We start from the raw sequence: 25886 nt of genomic DNA, 5'->3' as shown, positions 1-25886 counted from the left end.
CGGGCTCGGTCCCCGCGGGACGCGGTCGGGAAGGACAGATGCCTGAGGAGGTGGCTTCGCCATGCGGCTCGTGACGCGCTCGGATTTCGACGGACTGATCTGTGGGATGCTCCTGAAGGAGGCGGGGGTGGTGGATTCCTGGGTCTTCGTCCACCCCAAGGACCTGCAGGACGGGCTCTTCCAGCCCACGGAGGACGACGTGCTGGCCAACGTGCCCTTCGTCCCGGGGTGTGGCATGTGGTTCGACCACCACAGCTCCGAGGTGGAACGGGTGGGCTGGTCCCAGGACGTGAAGGGGGAAAGCCGTCTCGCCCCCTCCGCCGCCCGGGTGGTCTACGAATACTACGGCGGGGCGACGCGGTTTCCCGACTGCGAGGCCATGATCGAGGCGGTGGACCGGGTGGACTCGGGGCAGCTCACCCGGGAGGAGATCCTCCACCCCACGGGTTGGGTGCTGCTGGGCTTCCTGTCGGACCCCCGCACGGGCCTGGGACGCTTCCGGGAGTTTCGCATCAGCAACTACCAGCTCATGGGGGAACTCATCAACCACTGCCGCCACATGGGCATCCACGAGATCCTGGCCCTTCCCGACGTGGCGGAACGGGTGGACCTCTATCTGGAGCAGGCGCGCCTCTTCGAGGACATGGTGCGGGAGCACACGGAGGTGGAGGGCAACGTCATCCTCACGGACCTGCGGGACGTCTCCCCCATCTACGCGGGGAACCGTTTCCTCATCTACAGCCTCTACCCGGGGCAGAACGTGTCGGTGTGGATCGTGGACGGCAGGCAGAAGCAGAACGTGGCCATCGCCTGCGGCTACAGCGTCCTCAACCGCACCTGCGCCGTGGACGTGGGCAGCCTCATGCTCCGCCACGGGGGCGGGGGACACCGGATGGTGGGCACCTGCCAGGTCCCCTACGGGGACGCGGACCTCCACATCCGGCAGATCGTGGAGGCCCTGAAGGGCTAGGGGCGTTTTCGAGGGCGCACCTTCGAGGGCTGGGGTATCATGGGGGGGCTTGCCAGCCCCCGAGAAAAAGGAGACCTCCCCCTTGCCCGACCCGCTCTCCCTGCTGCGTCACGTCTTCGGCTACCGTTCCTTCCGCCCCGGGCAGGAGCCCCTGGTGACCGCCCTCCTGGAGGGACGGGACGCCTTGGGGGTGATGCCCACGGGGGCGGGAAAGTCCCTGTGCTACCAGATCCCCGCCCTGGCCCGGGAGGGGGTGACCCTGGTGGTGTCCCCCCTCATCTCCCTCATGAAGGACCAGGTGGACGCCCTCCGGGAGAGCGGGGTGGCGGCGGAGGCCCTGCACAGCGCCCTGCCGGAGGGGGAGTGGCCCCGGATCCTCCGGCGGCTGCGCACCGAGAGCCCCTGCCTGCTCTACGTGGCCCCGGAGCGCCTGGAGACCCCCTTCTTCCTCCAGGTGCTGGAATCCCTGTGGGTGAACCTCTTCGTGGTGGACGAGGCCCACTGCGTCTCCCAGTGGGGCCACGACTTCCGCCCCTCCTACCTGCGCATCCCCGAGGCCTTGGCCCGGCTCTCCCACCGCCCCCCCCTGGGGGCCTTCACCGCCACCGCCACCCCGGAGGTGCGGGAGGACATCGTCCTGCGTCTGGGGCTGCGGGACCCCCTGGTGCTCTCCACGGGCTTCGACCGGCCCAACCTCTCCTTCCGGGTGGAGCGTCCCCGGGACAAGAAGGCCTTTCTGCGGGACTTCCTGGGACCCCGGGGCAGCCGCTCGGGCATCGTGTACTGCGCCACCCGCAAGGCGGTGGAGGAGGTGTGCGCCTTCCTCCGGGACCGGGGGGTGGGGGCGGTGCGCTACCACGCGGGGCTGGAGGACGAGGAGCGGGAGGCGAACCAGGAGGCCTTCGTGCGGGACCGGGCCCCGGTGATGGTGGCCACCAACGCCTTCGGCATGGGCATCGACAAGTCCGACGTGCGCTTCGTGGTGCACTACAACATGCCCCTGAGCCTGGACGGGTACTACCAGGAGGCGGGCCGGGCGGGGCGGGACGGGGAGCGGAGCGAGTGCCTCCTTCTCTACGCCCCCGGGGACGTGGCCACCGCCCGGTTCCTGGTGGGGCAGGCGGAGGGGGAGGAGGCGCGGCGCCAGGGCTTCCGCAAGCTCCAGGCCATGGTGGACTACTGCCACACCCCCCGGTGTCTCCGGGGGACCCTGCTGCGCTACTTCGGGGATCGGGACGTGCCGGAGCGCTGCGGCAACTGCGGCTCCTGCGACGACGGGACGGAGCTGCGGGACGCCACCCTGGAGACCAAGATGGTCCTGTCCTGCGTGTACCGCATGGGGGAGCGAGCCGGGGGCAGGCGCTTTTCCCCCGCCCTCCTGACGAAGGTGCTCAAGGGGGGGCTGGACCGGGAGGTCCGGTCCCTGGGGTTCCAGGAACTCTCCACCTGGGGGCTGCTGCGGGACATGCCCCGGGAGGGGATCCGGGACCTGGTGGACACCCTGGCGGCGGAGGGATACCTGGCCCTCTCCGACGACGACCGGCCGGTGGCCACCTTCACCCCCCGGGCCTGGACCTTCCTCAAGGGGCAGGACCGGGTGCTCCTCCCCCGTCGGGTTCCCCGCTCCCGGGCGGAGGGGTTCTGGACCCCCCGGGAGGAGGCGGCGGAGGACCTCTTCGAGACCCTTCGGGCCCTGCGGCGGCGCATCGCCGAGGAGCAGGGGGTGCCCCCCTACGTGGTCTTCCCGGACAGCACCCTCCGGGCCCTGTGCCGCCTCCGTCCCTCCACCCCCGAGGAGTTCCTGGAGGTCCCCGGGGTGGGGGAGTCCAAGCTCCGTCGCTACGGGGACCGGTTCCTGCAGCTGCTTTCCGAATCCCCCTGATCCCTCCGCCCCTCCCGCTTCCCGGGTCCTTCCGGCGTCTCGAACCCCTGTGTGGAGTATCCATTTGTGCAGGTTGGTGGGTACAGCGGCCAAAAGGCACGACAAGGTGCAGAATTGACCCTATCTTGCGAGTTTTCTATCCTCTAGGGCAAGACCCCCACAGGTAATCCGAAATCGAAGTTTCAAAATTTACGGAAGCCGAAGGTGCGTTCTCGCGCTCCCCATGATGGCGTCGTGTCCGGCGTCGGGCCCGAGGAAGCGGGAAGCGAGGGGGAAGGGAAGGCGGTACACGGGAAGATCGCATCCTCCCGGCGGAGGATCCGCCGACGGGAGGGGAAGGCCCTTCGGGCCGGATGCCGGACCCTTCGCGGTCCGGCGAGGAGGTGGAGACGTTGCGGGACTACAGGGACATCGAACTGTGGAAGGACGTGACGGAAGCCCAGTGGAACGACTGGCGCTGGCAGGTGGCGAACCGGATCACCACCGTGGAGGTGCTGCGGAGGGTGATCCCCCTGAGCGATCCGGAGGCCCGGGAGATCCAGGAGAGCCTGGGGGCCCTGCGTATGGCCATCACTCCCTACTACGCCAGTCTGATCGATCCGAAGGACCCGGAGGACCCGGTGCGCCGCCAGGCGGTGCCCTCCATCCTGGAAACCCACGTGGCGGAGACGGACCTTCGGGACCCCCTGCACGAGGACGTGGACTCCCCCGTGCCGGGGCTGACCCATCGCTACCCCGACCGGGGGATCCTGCTCCTCACGGACCAGTGCTCCATGTACTGCCGCCACTGTACCCGGCGCCGGAAGGCGGGGGAGACGGACCACGCCTACTCCCGGGATCGGATCGCCGCAGCCCTGGACTATATCCGTCGGACCCCCACCTTCCGGGACGTGCTCTTCACCGGGGGGGACCCCTTCCTGGTGGACGACGGGACTCTGGACTGGGTGCTCACGGAGGTGGGCTCCATCCCCCACGTGGAGATCGTCCGGTTCGGGACCCGGACCCCCGTGGTGATGCCCCAGAGGATCACCGACGACCTCTGCGCCCTCCTCAAGCGACACCACCCGGTGTGGGTGAACACCCACTTCAACCACCCCCGGGAGATCACCCCCCAGTCCCGGGCGGCCTGCGCCAAGCTGGCGAACGCGGGAATCCCCCTGGGGAACCAGTCGGTGCTCCTCAAGGGGGTCAACGACTGTCCCTACGTCTTCCGGGAGCTGAACCAGCAGCTTTTGACCCTCCGGGTGCGGCCCTACTACATCTACCAGTGCGACCTCTCCCAGGGGATCGAGCATTTCCGCACCCCCGTGGCCAAGGGCCTGGAGATCATGGAGTACCTGCGGGGACACACCTCCGGCATGGCGGTGCCCACGTTCATCGTGGACGCCCCCGGGGGCGGGGGGAAGATCCCCCTCCTGCCCAACTACCTGGTGTCCATGTCGGACAAGCGGGTGGTACTGCGGAACTACGAGGGGGTGTTCAGCACCTACGCGGAGCCTGCGGATCGGATCAGCCGCTGTCCCGAACACTGCGCCGCCTTCTGCGACCGGCAGAAGGGCTTTTCCCGGGAGGGGCTGATCCCCCTGCTGGAAGGAGACTCCATCTCCCTGGAACCCGCCGCCCTGAGCCGTCGGGAACGGGGGACGCACCAAGGGAGCTGAGAGGAAGGGGAGGGGGCGAGCCTCGCTGCGGACCGGGGCCCGTTCCCTCCCCCTTCGCGAGAGGAACCGATGGGCGTGGAAAGAGGGGGGGGAGGAAGGAACCATCGCGGGGGAAGGGTGTTTTGCAGGCCGGACCACATCCGTTCGTCCCGGAAAGGGGAGGTAGGCATGTCCGAACAGATCGGTCGAAAACCCACGTTGGCGGAGGCATTGGCGGTCCTGTTCTTCAGCGGCGTCTTCATCGGAGCGGGGGTGCTGTACTGGGAGGTCTCGGTGCACATCCCCATCGTGGTGGCCGCCACCCTGGCGGCCCTGGTGGGTCGGTTCGTCCTGAAACGTCCCTGGACGAACATCGAGGAGGGGATGATCCAGGGCATCATGATGGCCATGCAGGCCATGCTGATTCTCTACATCATCGGCATGATCATCGGCACCTGGATCCCCGCGGGGGTGGTGCCCAGCATGATCTCCTACGGCCTGTCCATCCTGTCTCCCTCGGTCTTTCTCCTTACCGCCCTGATCATCTGTTCCATCGTCTCCCTGGCCACGGGCAGTTCCTGGAGCACCGCGGGCACCGTGGGCATCGCCTTCATGGGCATCGGGGCGGGGCTGGGGATCCCGGCGCCGGTGACGGCGGGGATCATCATCTCCGGGGCCTACGTGGGGGACAAGATGTCCCCCCTGTCGGACACCACCAACCTGGCCCCGGCGGTGGCGGGGACGGACCTGTTCCAGCACATCCGGGCCATGTGCTGGACCACCATCCCCACCTACCTGGTGGTCTGCGTCATCGCCACGGTCATGGGGTTCCGGTACGCCGGGGGGTCTCTGGACGGGGCGAAGATCTCCGCCATCCAGGCCATCCTGGCGGGGGAGTTCCACATCAGCCTTCTGGGCTTCGTGCCTCCGATCATCGTCATCGCCCTGTGCGTGGCCAAGTGTCCCGCCATCCCGGGGCTCTTCTCGGGGGTGGCGGCGGGGGCCGCCATGGCCCTCATGGGGGGCTACTCCGTGGGGGACGTCCTGGGTTTCACCCTGGACGGCTACACCGCCGCCCTGGCGGGGGAGATCGCCGGTGCCCCGGACCTGGGGGCGGTGGCCAAGGTCCTGACGGACCACCAGGTGGTCGGCCTGTCCCCGGCGCTGGCCAGGGAGGTGGGGGGGATGCTGGATACCCTCCTCACCCGGGGGGGCATGATGTCCATGGCCAACACCATCGCCCTGATCACCTGCGCCCTCTCCTTCGGGGGCATCATGGAACGCTGCGGTTTCCTGGACGTGGTGCTGGAGGCCATCATGAAGATGGTCCGCACCGTCGGAGGGCTGGTGACCTCCGTCATCGTCTCCGCCGTCCTGAGCAACCTCTTTCTGGGGGACCAGTACCTGTCCCTGGTCATGCCCGGCCGGATCTTCAAGAGCGCCTTCGAGAAGAAGGGCCTCCACGCCCGGATGCTCTCCCGGACGTTGGAGGACGCGGGCACCATGACCTCCTCCCTGGTGCCCTGGAACACCTGCGGCGCCTACATGAGCGGGGCCCTGGGGGTGCCCACGGCGCAGTACATCCCCTACGCCTTCCTGAACTGGCTGAACCCCCTCATGGCCATCCTGCTCACCTACCTGGGCATCGGGGTGGCCTGGAGGGGGCGGGGGGGGGAGCCGGTCCTCGCCCGGACCCGTCCGGAGGAGCTGACGCACCTCTAAAGGGTTTCTTCGGGGCGCGAGGGGGCGACCGTCCTCCCGCGCCCCCGGGGGATCGGGGAAACGGGGGAAGGGAGGAGAGAGGTTGACCATCAAGGCGAAACTGGGCCTTCTGGGGGCGGGTCTGGCCTGCCTCCTGGCCCTCATGGCGGGGACGGTGTACCTCCAGGGACGGAACGTCCTGAGCCGGCAGGCCGACACGGTGGGGCTGGCCACGGCGGAGAACGGCGCCCGGGAGATGGACCAGTACTTCGGCAAGCTGGAGGCGGTGGTGCGGTGCGCCCGGGAGGGGGCCCTGGAGCTTCTGGAGGCCCGGGGCGCGGTGGGGGACGACGACCTGGAACCCCTCATGACGCGACTCTACCAGGCCAACAAGGACCTGGGGGTGATCTGCGTCTACATGGGCCTGGAACGGGACGGCAGCTTCGCCGACGGGACGGGATGGAAGGAGCCGGGGGACTACGACGCCCGCAGGCGGAGCTGGTACCGGGAGGCGGTGGAGGCGGGAAGGCCGATCCTCACGGAGCCCTACGTGGACGGGGAGTCCAAGACCCTGGTGGTGAGCCTGGCGACCCCCGTGCGCACCGAAAAGGGGGCGCTTCTGGGGGTGGCGGCCATCGACGTGAACCTGGAGACCCTCTCCCGGCTGGTGACGGGGCAACGCCTTCTGGGAGGAGGGTACGGTTTTTTGGTGGGGCCCAAGGGGGTCGTGCTGGCCCATCCCCGCAAGGAGCTGGTCCTGAAGGAGAATGTCCTCCGCCCCAGCAAGGTCATCCCGGAGGCGTTGGCCCAGGGGGTGGGACGGCGCATGGTGGCCCGGGAGACGGGGTTCGGGGACTACGAGGCTTTGGGGGAAGGACGGCGGGTCTTCTTCGCTCCCAGCGCCTACGGCCCCGTGCTGGCCCTGGTGTTGCCTCAGTCCCTTCTGGCGGGGCTGGTGAACTCCCTGGCCCTGCGGCAGCTTCTGGCGGGAGGCGTGACCCTGGGGGTGATGCTGGTCCTCCTGGCTCTCCTGGGAAGGAGCATCCTCCGGCCCGTGGAGGCCATCTCCCGATCCCTCAAGAGGCTGGGGGATCTGGACCTGACCCGAAGCGACGTCCTGGACCGGTGGGGGCGGGATGCGTCGGAGGTGGGGGCCATGGCGGGTTCCCTGGGCCGGTTCCACGAGGCCATGAGGGACATCCTGGTCCAGATCCGGGAGGATGTCCGGTGCAGCGCCGACTGGGCGGAATCCCTTTCGGGGCTGTCCCAGGAGTCTTTGGCCTCCATGGAGGAGGCCCGGGCCTCCGTGGACCGGGTGGCAGCCCTGAGCGATGCCCACGGGGAGATCTTCCGAAACACCCGCGAGAAGACCGAGGAGATGGAGCAGGCCGCCCTTGCCGCCGCCGCTGCGGCGGGAACGGGATCCGAGGAGGCGGCCCGGACGGTGGAGCTGTCGGAGGACGTGGAGGGGCAGATGGACCACGTGGTCCAGGAGGTGCTCCGCATCGGGGGGCAGGCCGGAGCCTCGGCGGAGAGGATCCGGGAGGTGGCGGATTCCGTGTCCTCCATTTCCGGCTTCGTATCCACCATCCAGGGCATCGCCGACCAGACGAACCTGCTGGCCTTGAACGCCGCCATCGAGGCGGCCCGGGCGGGGGAGGCGGGACGGGGCTTCGCCGTGGTGGCGGAGGAGGTGCGCAAGCTGGCGGAGGAGTCCAGCCGGGCGGCCCGGGAGGTGGAGGTCCGCATCGCCACCCTTCAGGCCAAGACCCGAGGGTCCCTGGAGTCCTCCCAGGAGTCGGAGCAGGCGCTCGAGGGAACCCTCGCCCGGGCGAGGGAGGCCCAGGAGCGCCTCGGGCAGGCCATGGGGCGGATCCGTCGGCTGGATCAGGTCATGGGGGAACTGGCCTCGGCATCCCAGGAACAGGCCCTGGCCAGCGGGGAACTGTCCTCCGCGGTGCGGGAGGCGGAACGGACCACCAGGGAGGTGGGGGAAGCCCTCGGAGCCATCCGGAGTTCCTCCGAGACCACCTCCGGTGCGGCGGAGCAGGTGGCGGAGGTTTCTGGGCGCCTTGCCCAGGGGACGAACCGCCTTCGGGGCCTCCTGGCCCGGGTTGCCTTGGAGGAGGGGCCTCCCGGGCTTGCGGAAAGGGCGGGAGAGGCCGGGGCGGCGTGATCCCTTTCATGCGGGCCGCCTCGTCTTCCCTTAGACTTCGGGGGACACCGGGAAGAGACGAAGAGACCCTGGAGGTGGGACGGTGCGTCTGGACAACCTCTTGAAGCTCGACCCCTTCGAGGGGGTCGAGGTGGTGGCGGGGACGGAGCGCCTGGACAACGAGGTCTCCTGGGTGAACCTCATGGAGATCCTGGACGACCTGCATCAGCTCCAGCCCGGGGAGTTCCTCATCTCCACGGGCTTCGGGCTCTGGGACGACCCGTCGGCGGCGGAGGCCATCGTCTCGGAGCTGGCACGGCGGGGCATCGCGGGCCTGGCCCTCCAGACGGGGTACTACATCGAGGAGATCCCCCCCTCCTTCGTGGCCGCCGCAAAGCGTCACGCCCTTCCCCTGATGAGCCTCCCCAAGCGTCTTTCCTTCAGCCGCATCACCAAGACCCTTTTCGACATCCTGGGGCTCGCCCCCAGGAACCCGGAGGAGCGGACCCTGGCCCTGCGCATCCGAAGCAGCGAGGGGCTGACCCGTCCCCTCATGGACAACCTCCTGGACGACCTGCTGGACCGCAGCGTGGACACCAGCTACCGGAACTTCTACATCCGCGCGGAATCCCTGGGGTTCCGCACGGACCTGTCCTACCGGGTGGGGGTGCTCCGCCTGATCCCGGATCCGGAGCGGCCGTGGAACTCCGAGGACCTGGAGCGCCTGGAGGGGGAGCTGCTGGAGACCCTTCGGGGGCGGCCGTTTCCCTTTGCCGCCATGTACTGGAGGCGCCGCCCCCGACACCTGACGGTGCTGTTCCACGCCCCGGGGGAGGAGAAGGGTCCCTTTCTGGAGGCCCTTTCCCACCTGTGCCGGGTGCACCGGGAGTTCGACCTGCTCATGGGGATCGGGGAGTCCAAGGAGGACCTGGACTGCATCGCGGAGAGCTACGAGGAGGCCCAGGTGGCCCTGGACCTGAGCCGTCACCGGGAGTTCCGCAGCCCCGTCACCTCCTTTCGGGACGTGGCGGTGCTGCACCTCCTCGGGGGGGCCAACGACCGGGGGGAACTGCAACGGTTCTGTTCCGGCACGATCCGTCCCCTGGCGGAATACGACCGGGCCAACCGGAGCCAGCTCGTCCTCACCCTGCGGACCTACCTGCGGGACCGAAACAAGAACCGCACCGCCCAGGTCCTCTTCATCCACCGTCAGACCCTGGCCTACCGGCTCCGGAAGATCCGGGAGATCACCCACCGGGACCTGGAGGACCCGGACGACCTCTTAGCCCTCCAGCTGGGCCTGCTGGCGGATTCCCTCCTGAGCCGCTGAGGGTTCTTTGCTCCTCCCTATTCCTTTTCTCCGTTTCCCTCTTTTCCCGCACTCCCCGTCGGTGACCGTTTCCCGCAAAACCCCTTTCCCCGTTGAATCCCCGAGGCCCGCTGCCCCATAATGAAACGAGCATGGAGTACGCTCCGCCGCCGGAGGGGAAGGCCCCTTCCGGAAGAGGCGGGGCGGCGGCGAAGGTGGGGGAATCTTGACCTTCCGAGGAGAATCCCCTATTGTGGTTTTGCTAGAAGGATCATCGTTTCTTAGAATGAAACGATGACGTCGAAGGGGGAGCCGGCATGGCGGAAATGAGCGGGGTTCGGGTCCTGGAGAGGGGCATCGCGGTCCTGTCCCTCCTGGCGGGGGCTGAGGAACCCCTGGGGGTCTCCGAGATCGGTCGGCAGACGGAGCTTTCCAAGGCCACGGCGTTTCGCCTCCTGGCCACCCTGGTGGAGCACGACCTGGTCATCAAGGATCCCAAGGGGAACTACCAGATCGGCCCGAAGGTGCTCTTCTGGGCGGGGGGGTTCAACAAGCACTCCAGCCTGATCCACATCTCCAAGCCCTACATCGAGGAACTCAACCGCCGGACCTCCGAGACCGTCCACCTCTTCTCCTACGACAACCGGGCGGCCTACTACATCCACCGGATCGAGAGCCCCCAGAAGGTGCGCCTGTCCGCGGAGATCGGGGTGAACCCGGTGCTGTACTCCACCGCCGCGGGGCGGGCCATCCTGTCCTGCCTGCCGGAGGAGGAGCTTCGGGACTACCTGGAGCGCACGGTCCTCGAGCGGCGCACCCCCTACACCTGTGCGGACCCGGAGTCACTCCGGGAGATCGTCCGGATCGCCCGGGAGCGGGGCTTCTCCGAGGAGAACCAGGAGAACGAGGAGGGGATCCGGTGCGTGGGCGCCGCGATCCGCAACTCCGAGGGCTACCCCGTGGGGGCGGTGAGCGTCACCGCTCCGGAGTACCGCCTTCCGGACGAGCGGGCCCGGGAGTTCGGCCTGCTGATCCAAGGGGTGGCGCGACAGATCTCCCGACACTTCGGCTTCCGGGGCTGACGAGGTTTCCCTGATCGGTTCCAGGCGTTTCGGAGGCGCTGCGGTCCAACCGCGGGCGCTGTTGGTGGTCTGCCCTTCCACCGGGATGGCGGGGGGAAGGAAGGGGGGAAGAGGCGGCTCATCTTCCAAGTCTGCGGTGTCCGTCCTGCAGATGGTCCCCTGCCCCGGGCGATCCCTCGCCGGGGGCGGTTTGCGAACCTGCGGTCCCTGCCCGGGGGCGCTGCGTCGGCTCCGGGTTTCTATCCCCTTCGGAAAGAGGCGTGTCCACATGCGACCCAGTGCCAAATGCCTTTCCGCCCCCCGTTCGGAGATCCGCACCATGTTCTCCCTGGCCGCCGGGTACCCCGACGCCCTGAGCCTGGGCATCGGGGAGCCCGACTTCCCCACCCCGGAGCACATCCGGGAGGCGGGCAAACGCGCCCTGGACGAGGGGCGCACGAAGTACACCCCCAACGCGGGCATCCCGGAGCTGCGCCGGGGCCTGGCGGAGAAGCTGTCCCGGGAGAACGGCCTGGCCTGCGATCCGGAGAGGAACCTGGTGGTCACCTCCGGGGCCTGCGAGGCCATCATGCTGAGCCTCCTGGGGCTGGTGGAGCCGGGGGACGAGGTGCTGGTCCCCGATCCGGGGTGGCCCAACTACTACGGCCAGGTCCACATGGCGGGAGGCACGACGGTGCCCTACCCCCTCCTGGAATCGGAACGGTTCCACGTCCGGGCGGAGCGCATCGCCCCCCGGATCACCCCCCGCACCCGGCTTCTCCTCCTCAACTCCCCCGGGAACCCCACGGGGGCGGTGACCTCCCCGGAGGAGCTTCGAGAGGTGGCGGATCTGGCGATCCGGCACGATCTCACGGTGATCTCCGACGAGCCCTATGAGAAGTTCCTCTACGACGGAGCCCGGCACCTGAGCCCGGCCTCCCTGCCCGGGATGGCGGAGAGGGTGCTGACGGTGAACTCCTTCTCCAAGACCTACTCCATGACGGGCTGGAGGGTGGGGTACATCCACGGCCCGGAGGAGGTGGTGACGGAGCTGGTGAAGCTCCAGGAGGGCATGAGCGCCTGCGTCACCGCCTGCGCCCAGTGGGCCGCCCTGGAGGCCCTTCGGGGGTCCCAGGACTGCACCCGGGTCATGGTGGAGGCCTATCGCCGCAGGCGGGACCTGCTGGTGGAGGGGCTGAACCGCCTTCCCGGGGTGCACTGCATCCTCCCGGAGGGGGCCTTCTACGCCTTCGCCAACGTGGAGGTCCTGGGAAGCTCCCAGGAGGTGGCCATGGACTGGCTGCGCCGGGGACGGGTGGTGGTGGTCCCGGGAAGCGGCTTCGGGCCTCACGGGGAGGGGTACGTGCGCCTCTGCTTCGCCGCCTCGGAGGACACCATCCGGGAGGCCCTGGGGCGCCTCGCGGGGATCCTGGGGTAGGGCCATGGGCGTCCGTTTCCGACGGGTCTGCTTTGCCTGCGGGGAGGTCCTGTCCCGGGAGAACCCCTGGGGGCGGTGTCCCCGGTGCGGTTCCTACGGCGTCCCCCGCTTCGACCCGGCCCTTCCCCTGAAGGACTCCCGGTTTCGTCGGATGTGGCGCTATTGGCCCCGGCTTCCCCTGGAGGGGGCCGATCCGGTGACCCTGGGGGAGGGAGACACCCCCCTGGTCCCCCTGCGGGAGGATTCCGGACCGGGGAGGCTGTGGGTGAAGTGGGAGGGGCTGAACCCCACGGGGACCTACAAGGACCGTCCCGCCTCGGTGACGGTCTCCCGGGCCCGGGAGACCGGGGCGGGAGGGGTGATCGTGGCCAGCGACGGGAACAACGGCCCCGCCGTGGCGGCCTACGCGGCCCGGGCGGGACTGCCCTGCCTGGTGCTCATGCCCCGGGACACCCCGGCGTTCCGATGCCGTCAGGCGGCGGCCTGCGGGGCCCGGATCGTGCTGGTGGAGGGGGACATCAACGACTGCCTGGAGGTCAGCGAGGCCTGGGGGCGGGAGCTGGGCTACCCTGACGGTTCCACGGCGATCCACCTGAACCCCTACCACGAGGAGGCGGACAAGACCATCGCCTACGAGATCTTCGAGGAACTGGGGCGCGTCCCGGACTGGGTGTCCGTGCCCCTGGGGGGAGGCGGGGTCTGCGCGGGGGTCTGCCGGGGCTTCCGGGACCTGGCGGACCTGGGGCTGACGGACCGGGTCCCCCGGCCCGTGGCGGCCCAGGCGGCGGCCTGCGCTCCCTTCGTGCGGGCGGTGCGGGAGGGGCGACCCCTCCGGCGGGAGCCCTGTCCGGGCAGGACCCTGGCGCTCACCATCGCGGTGCCCTTTCCCGCGGATGGGGAGATCGCCCGGCAGGCCCTGGAGGCTTCGGGGGGCGAGGCGGTGGCGGTGGAGGAGGCGGAGCTGGCTGCGGCCACCCTCCTCCTGGCCCGACAGGGCATGCTGGTGGAACCCACCGGCGCGGTCTCCCTGGCGGCGCTGCTGCGCTGCCGCAGGGAGGGACTGGTCCGGGAGGGGGATGTGGCGGTGGCGGTGGCCACGGGGACGGGGCTGAAGGTCCTGGGGGAGTGGGAGGACCTGGAGAACCTGGACCGGTCGATCCTTCGGATCCCCCGGGGGGCCGGGGTCCCCGAGGCGCTTCGGGAAGAGGCGGCACGGCGGATGCCCCCCCGCGGGGGCGGGTCGCCGGAGGAGAGGGGGGTGCGTTCGTGAACGGCATGTTCTTCCAGCAGGTCATCAACGGGTTGTCCCTGGGTTCGGTCTATGCCCTCATCGCGGTGGGGTATTCCCTGGTCTATTCCATCCTTTTGTTCTCCAACTTCGCCCACGGGGGCTTCCTGGTCATCGGCGGGTATCTGTGCTACGGCATCCTGCGCCTCCAAGGAGGAAACATCTGGGTCGCCGCAGGGGTGGCCCTGATCGGGGCGGGCATCGCGGCGGTGCTGACGGAGCGCCTGGGGTACAAACCCATCCGGGAGCGGACCCCCCTGACGCTGTACATGATGATCGCCTCCATGGGCATCAGCATCGTCATCGAGAACCTCTTCGTGGTCACCGTGGGAGGCCGCTTCCGCGCCCTGCCTCCGGTGATCCCCACGAACCCGGTGAACCTCTTCGGCCTGGCCACCACCAGCGCCTTCGACCTCCTCTCCCTGGTCACCTCGGTGGTCTGCCTGGTGGGGCTCCAGCTCTTCCTGGTGAAGACCAAGTGGGGCCTGGCCATCCGGGCGGCGTCCTACAACCTCCGCACCGCCGGGCTCATGGGGGTGAACGTGAACCTCCTCATCTCCATCGTCTTCTTCGTGGCAGGGCTTCTGGCGGCGGTGGGGGGCATCTTCCTCTCCGTGCGCTATACCCTCTTCCCGCAGCTGGGGGCCATCACCACCAAGGCCTTCGTGGCGGCGGTGATCGGGGGCCTGGGCTCCCTCCCCGGGGCGGTGCTGGGGAGCCTCATCCTGGGCCTGGCGGAGATGCTCACCGCCGGGTTCATCTCCAGCCAGTTCCGGGACCTGGTGGTCTTCGCCATGCTGATCATCACCCTGCTGGTGCGCCCCACGGGTTTCTTCGGCAAGTCCGTGGACGAGAAGGTCTAGGGGGTGGGATCATGTTGGACGGATACGGGCAGGGCATCGTCATCCTGCTGTGCATCAACTGCATCGCCGCCCTGGGGATTTCCCTCCTCACGGGCTTCACGGGGATCTTCAGCCTCGGACATGCGGGGTATATGGCCGTGGGGGCCTATGTGGCGGCCATCCTCACGGTGGAATACGGGGTCCACTGGCTCCCGGCGATCCTTCTGGGGGGCCTTTTAGCCATGCTGGTGTCCTTCGTCATCGGGGTGCCCACCCTGCGCCTGCTGGGGGACTACTACACCATCGCCTCCCTGGGGCTGGGAGAGGCCATCCGCCTGCTCCTGGAGAACGGGGGGGACATCACCCTGGGCGCCCGGGGCTATCCGGGCATCGACGGCTTCACCACCCTGCCCGTGGCGGTGGGCTTTCTGGTGGCCCTGTCCGCCGCCATGTTCCTGCTCATCAACGGCAACTTCGGCCGGGCCTTCAAGGCCTGCCGGGACGACTACCTGGCCGCGTCCCTCCTGGGCTTCCACACCGCCCGCTACCGGGTGCTCTCCCTGGCCATCTCGGGGTTCTACTGCGGTGTGGCGGGAGCCCTCATGGCGGGGTTCATGTCCTTCATCCAGCCCGTCATGTTCGATGGAGGAAAATCCACGGAGCTGACCGCGGTGGTGGTGTTCGGAGGCCTGGGCTCCATGAGCGGGTGTCTCCTGGGGTCCGCCATCCTGACCCTGGTGACGGAGCTGTTCCGCCCCATCTCCCAGTACCGCATGCTGATCTACGGCCTCGTGCTGGTGGTCATCATGGTAGCCCGTCCCGAGGGGCTTTTGGGGCAGAACGAGCTTTCCTGGTCCTATCTGAAGAGGCTCTTCCGCCGCAAGGGGCGCCGGGTCGGGACGATCGGAAGCGAGGGGAGCGAGACCCGATGAACGCGGTGCTGGAACTGACCGGAGTGGGGAAAGCCTTCGGGGGCGTGCAGGCCGTGCGGGACATGACCTTCTCCCTCCAGGAGGGGGAACTGGCGGGGCTCATCGGCCCCAACGGGGCGGGAAAGACCACCATCTTCAACCTCATCACGGGGGTCTACGACGTCTCCGACGGAAAGGTGCACTTCAAGGGGGAGGACATCACCCCCCTGAAGACCTACGAGGTGATCCGCAAGGGCATCGCCCGCACCTTCCAGAACCTGCGCCTCTTCCCCACCTCCTCGGTGCTGGACAACGTCATGACCGCCTGCCAGCAGCACCACCCCTACGGCTTCTTCGAGGCCTGCACCCACCTGGGGCGCTGGGGGAGCCGGGAGAAGGCCAACCGGACCCATAGCATGGAGCTGCTGGAGCGGGTGGGCCTGGCGGACCGGGCCGAACAGGCGGCGGGTACCTTGCCCTACGGCCTCCAGCGGCGTCTGGAGATCGCCCGGGCCCTGTCCCTCCAGCCGGAGCTGCTGCTTCTGGACGAACCCGCCGCGGGGATGAACCCGGAGGAAGTGGAACAGCTCAACGACCTGATCCTGGGGATCCACCGGGACTTCAAGCTCACCATCCTGGTGATCGAACACCACATGGAGCTGGTGATGGCCATCTGCCCCCACATCGTCTGCATGAACTTCGGCGCCCTGATCGCCGAGGGGGGCCCGGAGGACATCCAGAGCCACCCGGAGGTCCTCAAGGCCTACCTGGGAGAGGAGGACTAGACCCATGTCGCAGGAAAGAACCCCCCTCCTTTCGGTGCGGAACCTGGTGGTGAACTACGGGGCCATCAAGGCCCTGCAGGGACTGGACCTGGACGTGTACGCCGGAGAGATCGTGGCGGTCATCGGGGCCAACGGAGCGGGGAAGTCCACCCTGATGAACGCGGTGATGGGCAGCGTCCCCCGGGCGGGGGGCGAGGTGTTCCTGGAGGGACGTTCCCTTCCCACCAAGAGCTTCCAGGTGGTCACCTCGGGGGTATCCATCTCCCCGGAGGGGCGAAAGGTCTTCGCCCCCCTGACGACGTACGAGAACCTCCGCATGGGGGCGTTCCCCCAGAAGTCGGAGACGGACATCCAGGGAGACCTGCGGAAGGTCTACGACCTCTTCCCGCGCCTGGAGGAGCGGAAGGACCAGTACGCCGGGACCCTCTCGGGGGGGGAGCAGCAGATGCTGGCCATCGGCCGGGCCCTCATGGCTCGCCCCCGGGTGCTGCTGCTGGACGAACCCTCCCTGGGGCTGGCGCCCATCATCATCAAGGAGATCTTCAAGGAACTCAAACGGGTGAACCAGGAGATGGGCCTCACCATCCTCATCGTGGAGCAGAACGCCAAGCAGGCCCTCATGCTCTCCCACCGGGCCTACGTCATCCAGACGGGGCACCTCCTCATGGAGGGACCCTCCCAGGAACTCCTCCACAACCCGGAGATCGAGGCCGCATACCTGGGGGGAAAGAAGCGCTGAAGGGCGGGGTGGCCCCGCGGGGCCGCCCCTTTCCCGCCTCTCCCCGGGGGGGCGGACCGAAGGGAAGAGGGGGGGAGCGGCGGTGCGGAGCATCGACCTGGTGGTGGCGGCGCCCCACGTGCTGACTATGGAGGGGGAAGGGGTGGGCTACCGGGCCGACTCCGCCCTGGCGGTGGACCGGGGGCGGATCGTGGCCCTGGGGCCGACGGAGGAGATCCTGGGGGCCTACGCCCCGGAACGGCTCATCCGCAGGCCCCGCACCCTCCTGATGCCGGGTTTCGTGGACGCCCACTGCCACATGGAGCTTTCGGTGCTCCGGGGGCTGGCCCAGGACACGGGGCACTGGATGATGTACGGCCTCAACCCCTTCAAGGGGTCGGTGAGCCCCCGGGACCGTCTCTGGGGCTTCCGGTTGGGGGTCCTGGAGGCCCTGGCGGCGGGGACCACCACCTTGGGCAACTACGACGACCTGATGCACCAGGAGGCCGCCCTGGTGGAGGAGATGGGCCTGCGGGGGAACCTGACCCAGCTGGTCCGGGAGATGCCCGAGCGGGTCTACGCCCCGGGGGAGCTGTACCGCTTCGACGAGGCCTACGGTCGCCGGGACCTGGAGAACCTGTTGGACCTCTTCGACCGGTGGGACGGCCGGGGGGACGGACGCATCCGCATCCTCTTCGGCCCCATGGGGCCGGATTTTCTGGGGGAGGCCCTGCTGGGAGAGGTGCGGGAGCAGGCCCTTCGGCGGGGCACGCGGGTGCACCTCCACGTGGCCCAGGGAGACCGGGAGACGGAGCAGATGCTCCTGCGCTACGGCAAGCGCACCATCCCCTGGCTCCAGGAGAGGGGCTATCTGGACGAGCACCTCATCGCGGTGCACCTCACCGACGCCACGGAGGAGGAGACCCGCCTGGTGGCCCGAAGCGGTGCCTCCATGGTGTTGTGCTCCAACTCCATCGGCATCATCGATGGGGTGGTGCCTCCGGCCCGGACTTTCCTGGAGGCGGGGGGCGTGGTGGGGCTGGGGTCCGATCAGGCCCCGGGAAACAACAACCACAACATGTTCAACGAAATGAAGCTCACCGCCCTGTTCCACAAGATCCGCCACCAGGATCCGGAGGCCATGCCCGCCTGGAAGGTGCTCCGCATGGCCACGGTGGAGGGGGCTCGGGCGGTGGGGCTGGGGGATCGGGTGGGTTCCCTGGAGGAGGGCAAGCGGGGGGATTTCATCCTGGTGGACCTCCAGGCCCCCACCATGATGCCCCTCTTCGTCCGGCCCATGAGGAACCTGGTGCCCAACCTGGTCTACGCCGCCCGGGGAAACGAGGTCTGTCTGGTCGCGGTGGACGGAAGGGTGCTCTACGAGGACGGGGCCTTCCTCACCCTCGACGCCGAGGAGGTCCGGGAGGAGGTCCTGCGTCTGGCGGACCCCATCGGGGAGGCGTCGGAGGAGACCTTCCGGTCCGTCCGGGGCACCAACTTCCGCTTCATGGAGGAAGGCAAGCTGTAGGCAGGCCGGGACGGGGCAAACGGCAGGGGCCCCCGGAGCGTCCGCTCCGGGGGCCCCTGCTTTCGGGAGGGTGGTGGTCAGGCTAATCCCTGTCGCGCACCAGGGGCAGGGAGGAACAGTGTACCCCGCCCCCGTGTTTCGTGCATTCTTCCCAGTCCACCGGCAGGGTCTTCACCCCGTGCCGTTCCAGGATCTCCCGGGTCCACACGCCCCGCCGGTCCATGACGATGACCCCGGGGCGCAGGGCCAGGACGTTGATGGCGAAGGAGATGTCCCGATAGTCCCCGTAGATGGGTTCGATGTCCAGCTCCTTCAGCGTCCGGAGGAACCAGTAGGGGAGGCGCTCCACGTTCACCAGGGCCTTGCGGTGGTCCACCATGAGGATGCCCCCGTCCAGGTGCATGGCGAACCCCGGCAGGGGGACCCGGATCAGTTCCATCCCCAGGGTGCGGAGCACGTCCTCCACCTGGTCCGCCCCGGAGTCGTTGCCCCGGAAGCTCATGCCCAGGGCGGCGTGCTTCTCGTCCAGGAGGCAGAAGCTGCCCCCCTCCATGAGGCCGTCTCCCGCGATGGTCCGCAGGATGGGCATGCCCATCCCCGCCAGTTTGGCGGTGATGTAGCGCTCCTCCCCCCGGCGGCCCGTGCCGTGCTCCTTCCCCACGGGGCCCATGCGGGAGACGATGACCCCGCCGTCCACCACCATGCCGCAGTCCCGCACGAACATGGCGTTGGGGTCCCGGGGACCCCCGTCCATGTACACCAGCTCCACCCCGTTGTCTCCGAGGAGCCGGGCGAAGGCGTCGTGCTCCTGCTGCATCTTCTCCAGGTCCGGCCCCTGGTCGGAGCGGAAGTACCACTGCTCGTCGTCGTCGATGAGGGCCTCGATCTCCGGGTCGTACTTGTCCGGCGTCATGACCCGGATCTCCTCCCCCGGCCGGTGGAGCAGGATGGTCCGCAGGGTGCCCACGTCGTTGAACACCCCCCAGCGGCGGCCCCAGACGCGCCGCTGCATGTCCTCGTCCTGAAAGGCCGGGAGGGCCTGGGGGGGGATGCGCTGGAGCACCCGGTGGTAGTACTGGGAGCTGTTCTTCAGCTGGCTCACGGACCCGGGACCCCTAGATCTCTTCCCGTTCCAGGAAGGCGGTCATGCAGTGCAGGGAACCGTAGCCCTTCATGAGCTCCGAAACGTCCACGGGGATGACCTCCACCCCCGCCTTCTCCAGGGCCCGCTGGGTCTTGGGGTTGCCCGCGGGCATCACCACCAGTCCCGGGGCCAGGGCTACCAGGTTGATGGAGGAGCCGTGCTTCACCTCGTCCACGTCCGGTGCCTCGATGAGTTCGAAGCCCATCCGCTTCAGGGGGTCGATGACGTCGTAGGGGGTCTGCCAGGGGAAGATGAGCAGCTTCCGCCGGTCCACGGGGTTCATGAGTCCGTCCAGGTGGGCGTGGCCGTAGGGGATCTGGAAGGGCAGGACCGTCTCCACCCCCATGGGACGGAGCACCTCTTCCACCTGCCGCACTCCCTCGGCGTTGGCCCGTACCCCCGTCCCCAGGACGATGGTCCGCCGGTCGATCCACATGGCGCAGGCTCCCTCGAAGTAGCCGTGTCCCGAGATGGTGCGCACCACGGGGCAGCCGATCTTCGCCACCGCCCGGGTCACCGCCGCCTCCTCCCCCCGGCGGAACCGGGTGGCCTGGCGGCAGACGATGGCCCCCTCCGGGGTGCCCAGGAGATTGTCCCGCATGAAGATGGCGTTGGGACGGTCCTCCCGCTGCTCCTCCACGTAGAACACGTCCACCCCGTGGTCCCGGTAGACCTGGGTGAAGGCGTCGTGCTGATCCCGGGCCTTCTGGGGGTCCATCACGTCTCCCCAGCGCCAGTCCGCGGGGTTCTTCACGCACTCGATCTCCTTGCCCGGACGGCGTACCAGGCACGCCCGAAGGCGCCCCACCTCGGAGGAGACGCTCCAGCGGCGGCCCCAGACGGGCACCAGGTCGTCCTGGAAGGACGCCTCGTCGCTGAACCACTTCTCGCCGTAATCGTCGTCGTAGACCTCCACCGCGCTCTTGTCCCGAACCATGGTTCTCGTCTCCCTTCCCTCTAGCGGTCCGCCTGCTTTTCCCCGATGACCAGGGAGAAGCAGCTGCCCCGATACTTCCTCATGCCGCCTTCTCCCGCCTCGTAGGTCCCCTCGCCCCTTCGCGCCTGGAGGGCCAGGGCGTGCATCTCCCGCAGGACGCTCTTGTCGATGCAGGGGTCGTTGTGGCTGGGCATGAGGAGGCCGAACTCGTCGTAGCGCTCCAGCAGCTTCTCGTAGGTGCGGAGGAACACGTCCAGGTCCCCCCAGGGCAGGTGGGTGTACACGCACCCGGTGTAGAAGATGTCCCCGGTCCACAGGTACCGGGTGCGCCCTTCGTAGAAGCACAGGTGGTCCGGGGAGTGCCCGGGGGTGTGGATCGCCTCCAGGGTGCGGCCCCCCAGGTCGATGGTCTCCCCGTCCCGGACCCAGTGGGTGATGCGGTAGGGGGGGATGCAGTAGGCCTTTTCGTAGAACGGGGCGGGGATCTCCTTGCAGAGGCTCCCGGGCTGGATGACCTCCAGCACGTGGGGCTGCGGGACCCCGAGGGCCGCCGCCTCCCGGGAGACCCGGTGGTCGAAGGCCCAGACCTCGTCGAAGAGGTAGTTCGCCCCGATGTGGTCCAGGTGACGGTGGGTGTTGAGCACGAAGACGGGCAGGGAGGTGAGCCCCCGGACCAGCTCCCGCAGGTCCGCCAGGTTGTCTCCCGTGTCGATCAGGGCCGCCCGCTTCTCCCCCATGACCAGATAGGAGACGTTTTCGTCGAACTGCCCGTCCTCGGAGATCACCAGAGTCTGGGGGTCGATCCGGTAGACGGAGTACCAGCTCTGGTTCGTGGAGATCCTTTCCAGGGAGCGGTAGCCCTCCCGGGGGAGGGCGTTCCACCAGTTCAGGGGACGGATCAGCTCGTTTTCGGTCTTGGTCGTCATGGTCTCATTCCTTTCGGGGTGGTGCGGCGGGGCTCGAAGACCGGAGCCCCGCCGCAGGGTCTACAGGTCGCTCGGCACGACCCGGCTGTGCATCACCGTCTTCTTGTCCTTCACCTTCAGGATCACCACGGGGCGCTTCAGGGGGTTGTGGGTGGCGGGGTCGCAGGTATAGGTGAAGTCGGGCATCTTCAGGTTCTTCGTCTTCACCACCTCCCGGGCGATGAGGGCTCCGGTCACCTTGCCGCCGTTGGCCGCCGCGGCCCGCTTGGCCGCGTCCAGCAGGGCCATGGTGGCCTCGTAGGAGTACACCGCCGCCCCCATCTCCACGGGGTACTTGCCCCAGCGCTTCTCGTAGGCCTTGGCGAAGGGGACCAGGTTCGGGTCGTCCCAGTCCACGTTGGAGACCCAGTAGGTGCCCTCCATGGCGGCCCCGGCGATCTCGTACATGGCGGGGCTGTAGCCGTCGCCACCGATGAAGGCGGGGTGCCAGTCCATCTCCGCGCACTGCTTGATGATCAGGGCCATGTCCTTGTACACCCCGGGCACGAAGACCACGTCCCCCCCGCTGGCCTTGGCCGCGGTGATCTGAGCTCGGAAGTCCACGTCCCCGCCCCGATAGCCCTGGATGGTGGCGATCTTGCCTCCCAGTTTCTCGAACTGCTTCACGAAGAAGACCTTCATCCCCTCGGCGTAGTCGCTGCCCACGTCGGTGAAGAGCACCGCCTTGCGCTTGCCCAGGTAGCGGTAGGCCAGTTCCGCCACACAGGTGCTCACGTAGGGGTCGGTGAAGCAGATCCGGAAGGAGTAGGGATAGGGCTTGCCCGTCTTGGGATCCTGGGTCACCACCGGGTTGGTGGCGGCGGTGGACATGATGGGGACCTGTCCCTTCTGGCTCAGGGGACGGATGGCGATCTGCTGCCCGCTGGTGTTGGTGCCGGAGATGGCCACCACCTTGTCCATCTCGATGAGTCGCCGGGTGGCGTTCACCGCGTCCTCCGCCCGGCCCTTGGTGTCGTACACCACCAGTTCCACCTTGTGCCCCGCGATGCCGCCCTTGGCGTTCACTTCCTCCACCGCCATGATGGCGGCGTTGCGGTGGTGTTCCCCCCAGGTGGCCCCGTCGCCCGTCAGGGCCGCCAGCTTGCCGATCTTGATGGGCGACTTGTCCGCGGCGAAGGCGGCGCAGGAGACCGCCAGGGAAGCCGCCAGCAGGGTGAATCCCAGTGCTTTTTTCATTGCATTCCCTCCCCATGGATAGGTTATACCTGAAACTTCGGTACGTTTGTAGCTCGGCTCGGTCCTTCTCGATAGCGTCGTACGATCGGGACTACTCCTCCGCGATGACGCTGGAATGGACCTTCTCCGTCTTGTCTTGGATCTTCAGGATGACCACGGGTTTTTTCACCGGGTCGTGGGTCTTGGGGTTGCAGGTGTAGACGAAGTGCTCCAGCTTCAGGTTCCGGGTGTTCTCCAGGGTCTTGGCGATGGTGTCCCCGTCCACCCGGCCGAAATCCTTCTGGGCCTTTTTCATGGCCTGGAGGAGGCACCACATGGCGTCGTAGGCGTGGGCCACGGAGCCCGGCTCCACGGGGTAGGCGCCGAAGCGCTTCTCGTAACGCCGGAACAGGGGCATCAGCTTGGGGTCGTGGAAGTCGATGGGGGAGCACCAGTAGGTCCCCTCCATGGCGGGCCCGGCGATCTCGTACATGTTGGGGCTGTATCCGTCCCCGCCGATGAAGGCGGGTTTCCAGCCCAGCTCGTGGGACTGCTTGATGATGAGGGCCATCTCCTTGTAGTTCCCCGGGAGGAAGCACACCTGAGCCCCGCTGGCCTTGGCGGCGCTGATCTGAGCCCGGAAGTCCACGTCCCCGTCCCGGTAGCCCTGGGTGTTGAGGACGTTCCCCCCCAGCTTGGAGAAGCGCTCCACGAAGAAGGCCTTCATCCCCTCCGCGTAGGCGCTGCCCACGTCGTAGAACACCGTGGCGGTCTTCTTGCCCATCTCCTTGAAGGCCAGCTCCGCCACGCACTTGGCCAGGTATGGATCGGTGAAGCAGATGCGGAACGAATAGGGACGCACCTTGCCGGTCTTGGGGTTCACCGTGACCGTGGGGTTGGTGCAGGCGATGCCCATGAGGGGCACCTTGGCCCGTTCGCCGATGGGCACGATGGCCAGCTGGATGCCGCTGTCCACCGTCCCGGTGACGGCGGTGACCTTGTCCTTCTCGATCAGCCTGCGGAGGCCGTTCACCGCATCCTCCGCCTTGCCCTTGGTGTCGTACCAGAAGAACTCCACCTTGCGGCCGTCCACGCCCCCCTGGGCGTTGAACTCCTCCACCGCCAGGATGGACGAGTCCCGGTGGCAGATGCCCCAGGTGGCCCCGGAGCCTGTCACCGCAGGAAGGTTCCCCACCCTGATGGGAGGGCCGCCTGCGGCGGCGAACCCCGGAACCATCGCCGTCAGCGCCAGCGCCAGTGCCCACGCCAGACCCTTTCGCATGTCCCCTCACTCCTCCTCCTCGTCCCACTGCTGCGGGAACCCCGCACTCGACCACCTTCGGTGCGCGAAGTCGCGTCGCGGACTCTGTCGGAGACCCAACACCCCCTCTGCGAACGTCCTTCCCGAAGCAGGTCCGCGCACGCGGCCTCCCCCGGGATCGTCCCCGCCCCCGGAGGAGGATTCCCCGAGAACGAAGGAAGGGACGGACGGGGGGATTTCCGGTGGGCGTTCCGGAGGCCCTTCCGGCCAGGGCGGGTGTCGGCGGGCCTCCGAGAACCTGTTTGTTCCGTTTGGCGAAACGATGATTCTTTCAACGGAACGTTGTCAGTATAGTCTTGCCATTTCCGGGCGTCAACAAGCCCCTAGCGCTGCACCCGGCCGTTGGAGTCCCCCGCCATCAGGGCCAGCACGTCCTCCCGCCGGGCGTAGTTGAAGTCCCCGGGGATGGTGTGCTTCAGAGCCGAGGCAGCTACGGCGAACTCCAGGGCCTCCTGGGGGGAGTTCAGGGTCCGCAGGCCGTGGATGAGCCCTGCTCCGAAGGAGTCCCCTCCCCCGATGCGGTCCACGATGTGGGTGAGGGCGTACTTGCGGCTCACGAAAAAGCCGTCCCGTCCCGCCAGGACCCCGGACCAGCCGTTGTGGTCCGCGCTGTGGCTCTCCCTCAGGGAGACCGCCAGATATCGAAGCCGGGGGTAGGCCTCCAGCACCCGGGCGGCCAGACCCCGGTAGCAGGCGGGGTCCAGCTTCCCCGAGGCCACGTCCGCGTTGGACTGGATGCCCAGGGCCATCTGGCAGTCCTCCTCGTTGGCCACCAGCACGTCCGCGTTCCGCACCACCTGGGGCATCACCTCCGTGGCGGCCTTGCCCCACTTCCACAGCTTCTTGCGGTAGTTCAGGTCGCAGGACACGGTGATGCCCCGGCGTCCGCAGACTTCCAGGGCCTCCAGGGTGGCCTCGGCGGCCTGCTGGGAGAGGGCGGGGGTGATGCCCGTCACGTGGAACCAGTCCACCCCCTGGAGGATGGCCTTCCAGGGATAGTCCCGGGCGGCGGCGCAGGCCACCGCCGACCCGGCCCGGTCGTAGAGCACCTTGGAGGGACGGGAGCAGGAGCCCCGCTGGGTGAAGTAGATCCCCAGGCGTTCCCCCTGGCGCAGGATGTGCCGGGTCTCCACCCCGAACTTCCGCAGCTCCCGGATCGCCGCGTCCCCCAGCTCCCCCGGGGGCAGGGCGGTGACGAAGGCTGCCGCCTCCCCGTAGTTCGCCAGGGACACCGCCGCGTTGGCCTCCGCTCCCCCCAGGTGGGCGATGAAGCGGGGGGACTGGAGGAGCACCTCGTGGTCCGGGGGGGAAAGGCGCAGCATGATCTCGCCGAAGGTCACGATCTTGCCCATGGTTGCCGTCTCCTTCCGTTGCCCGTCCGTGGTCATGGGGGGCGGGTCAGGCCCGGCCGCCCCGAAGGACGGCGATCCGCTCCGTCACCCCTCGGGCGGTGTCCCGGACCTCCTCCGGCGACCGGGGGACTCCTCCTGCGTGGGTCAGCGACCCTCCCATGCCCACCGCGAAGGCCCCCGCCCGAAACCATTCCTCCAGGTTCTCCAGGCTGACCCCTCCCGTGGGCAGGATGCGGGCGTGGGGAACCGGTCCCCGGGCCGCCTTGATGAACCGGGGCCCCAGCACCTCCCCGGGGAAGAGCTTCACCACGTCCACCCCCCACTCCAGGGCCTGGAGCAGTTCCGTCACGCTTCCCACCCCGGGCAGACAGGGCAGGCCGTGACGGTGGCAGCACCGGACCACGTCCCCGTTCAGGTTCGGGGCCACCACGTATCGGGCCCCGGCGAGGATGCAGCTTCGGGCGGTCTCGGGGTCCAGCACCGTTCCCGCCCCCAGGAGAAGCCCCCGGTCCTCCAGGCGAGCCGCCAGGGACTCCAGGACCTTCAGCCCTCCCGGGGTGGTCATGGCCACCTCCACCGCTCGGATGCCCCCCTCCAGGAGGGCCTCTCCCAGGGCGATCCCCTCCTCCGGGCTCCGTGCCCGGATCACCGCCACCACCCCCGTCTCGCCGATCTGTCGCAGGATTTCGTGTTTCACGATGGAATCCATGGAATGCCTCCTCCGTTCCGGTCTGGGTTTCTTCGCCTCCGGCGCGGCAATACC

General features: G+C 68.5%; 21 protein-coding genes. 14 read left to right on the top strand and 7 right to left on the bottom strand.

From position 1 onward, the window contains the following. Positions 1-61 precede the first annotated feature (61 nt). The 14 genes from APAU_RS11600 (at position 62) to APAU_RS11535 (ending at position 18228) form a co-directional block, all read left to right on the top strand. Positions 62-970 (top strand): hypothetical protein, encoded by a 909-nt coding sequence (locus tag APAU_RS11600; RefSeq protein WP_006301946.1) that lies wholly within the window; start codon positions 62-64, stop codon positions 968-970. An 82-nt stretch (positions 971-1052) separates the two neighbouring features. Beyond that, positions 1053-2852, top strand: a complete 1800-nt coding sequence (gene recQ / locus APAU_RS11595; RefSeq protein ID WP_006301945.1) for a DNA helicase RecQ — start codon at positions 1053-1055, stop codon at positions 2850-2852. Positions 2853-3205: 353 nt separating this feature from the next. Continuing rightward, complete coding sequence (gene kamA, locus APAU_RS11590; protein WP_156789496.1) at positions 3206-4513, top strand: lysine 2,3-aminomutase; 1308 nt, start codon at positions 3206-3208, stop codon at positions 4511-4513. A 168-nt stretch (positions 4514-4681) separates the two neighbouring features. Beyond that, positions 4682-6214, top strand: a complete 1533-nt coding sequence (nhaC, locus tag APAU_RS11585; RefSeq protein WP_006301943.1) for a Na+/H+ antiporter NhaC — start codon at positions 4682-4684, stop codon at positions 6212-6214. Between the two features lie 82 nt (positions 6215-6296). Beyond that, entirely contained in the window at positions 6297-8369 is a 2073-nt protein-coding gene (locus APAU_RS11580) for a methyl-accepting chemotaxis protein (protein ID WP_006301942.1), read from the top strand. 82 nt (positions 8370-8451) lie between these two features. Further along, the gene (locus tag APAU_RS11575) at positions 8452-9678 is read left to right on the top strand and encodes a PucR family transcriptional regulator (protein WP_006301941.1); all 1227 of its coding nucleotides are present in this window, start codon (positions 8452-8454) and stop codon (positions 9676-9678) included. A gap of 296 nt (positions 9679-9974) precedes the next feature. After that, positions 9975-10739: an IclR family transcriptional regulator gene (locus APAU_RS11570; RefSeq protein WP_006301940.1), complete on the top strand. Its 765-nt coding sequence runs from the start codon at positions 9975-9977 to the stop codon at positions 10737-10739. A 268-nt stretch (positions 10740-11007) separates the two neighbouring features. Then, the gene (locus APAU_RS11565; RefSeq protein WP_006301939.1) at positions 11008-12156 is read left to right on the top strand and encodes a pyridoxal phosphate-dependent aminotransferase; all 1149 of its coding nucleotides are present in this window, start codon (positions 11008-11010) and stop codon (positions 12154-12156) included. A gap of 4 nt (positions 12157-12160) precedes the next feature. Next, complete coding sequence (locus tag APAU_RS11560; RefSeq protein ID WP_006301936.1) at positions 12161-13426, top strand: pyridoxal-phosphate dependent enzyme; 1266 nt, start codon at positions 12161-12163, stop codon at positions 13424-13426. Positions 13427-13431: 5 nt separating this feature from the next. Further along, positions 13432-14307 (top strand): branched-chain amino acid ABC transporter permease, encoded by an 876-nt coding sequence (locus tag APAU_RS11555; protein WP_040346220.1) that lies wholly within the window; start codon positions 13432-13434, stop codon positions 14305-14307. 11 nt (positions 14308-14318) lie between these two features. Then, entirely contained in the window at positions 14319-15218 is a 900-nt protein-coding gene (locus APAU_RS11550; protein ID WP_006301932.1) for a branched-chain amino acid ABC transporter permease, read from the top strand. Further along, positions 15215-15982, top strand: a complete 768-nt coding sequence (locus tag APAU_RS11545) for an ABC transporter ATP-binding protein (protein WP_006301931.1) — start codon at positions 15215-15217, stop codon at positions 15980-15982. The genes APAU_RS11550 and APAU_RS11545 overlap by 4 nt, the downstream gene beginning before the upstream one ends. Positions 15983-15986: 4 nt before the next feature. Further along, the gene (locus APAU_RS11540) at positions 15987-16721 is read left to right on the top strand and encodes an ABC transporter ATP-binding protein (protein ID WP_006301930.1); all 735 of its coding nucleotides are present in this window, start codon (positions 15987-15989) and stop codon (positions 16719-16721) included. 82 nt (positions 16722-16803) lie between these two features. After that, positions 16804-18228, top strand: a complete 1425-nt coding sequence (locus APAU_RS11535) for an amidohydrolase family protein (RefSeq protein ID WP_006301929.1) — start codon at positions 16804-16806, stop codon at positions 18226-18228. An 82-nt stretch (positions 18229-18310) separates the two neighbouring features. Here APAU_RS11535 and APAU_RS11530 read toward each other — a convergent pair whose 3' ends face one another. The 7 genes from APAU_RS11530 to APAU_RS11500 form a co-directional block, all read right to left on the bottom strand. Further along, the gene (locus tag APAU_RS11530; protein WP_006301928.1) at positions 18311-19330 is read right to left on the bottom strand and encodes a dimethylarginine dimethylaminohydrolase family protein; all 1020 of its coding nucleotides are present in this window, start codon (positions 19328-19330) and stop codon (positions 18311-18313) included. A gap of 13 nt (positions 19331-19343) precedes the next feature. Beyond that, positions 19344-20309, bottom strand: a complete 966-nt coding sequence (locus tag APAU_RS11525; protein WP_006301927.1) for a dimethylarginine dimethylaminohydrolase family protein — start codon at positions 20307-20309, stop codon at positions 19344-19346. Positions 20310-20329: 20 nt separating this feature from the next. Beyond that, the gene (locus APAU_RS11520) at positions 20330-21235 is read right to left on the bottom strand and encodes an MBL fold metallo-hydrolase (RefSeq protein ID WP_006301926.1); all 906 of its coding nucleotides are present in this window, start codon (positions 21233-21235) and stop codon (positions 20330-20332) included. Between the two features lie 60 nt (positions 21236-21295). After that, positions 21296-22471, bottom strand: a complete 1176-nt coding sequence (locus tag APAU_RS11515; protein WP_006301925.1) for an ABC transporter substrate-binding protein — start codon at positions 22469-22471, stop codon at positions 21296-21298. A 91-nt stretch (positions 22472-22562) separates the two neighbouring features. Beyond that, positions 22563-23732, bottom strand: coding sequence for an ABC transporter substrate-binding protein (locus APAU_RS11510; RefSeq protein WP_006301924.1), 1170 nt, complete (start codon positions 23730-23732; stop codon positions 22563-22565). 362 nt (positions 23733-24094) lie between these two features. Beyond that, positions 24095-25123, bottom strand: a complete 1029-nt coding sequence (locus APAU_RS11505) for a sugar kinase (RefSeq protein WP_006301923.1) — start codon at positions 25121-25123, stop codon at positions 24095-24097. 46 nt (positions 25124-25169) lie between these two features. Beyond that, a complete protein-coding gene (locus APAU_RS11500) occupies positions 25170-25832 on the bottom strand; it encodes a bifunctional 4-hydroxy-2-oxoglutarate aldolase/2-dehydro-3-deoxy-phosphogluconate aldolase (protein WP_006301922.1) in 663 nt (220 codons plus the stop codon). Between the last annotated feature and the right edge of the window lie 54 nt (positions 25833-25886).

Source organism: Aminomonas paucivorans DSM 12260, from assembly GCF_000165795.1.
Taxonomy (GTDB): Bacteria; Synergistota; Synergistia; order Synergistales; family Synergistaceae; genus Aminomonas; species Aminomonas paucivorans.
This window is presented reverse-complemented; position numbering and strand designations above follow the sequence as displayed.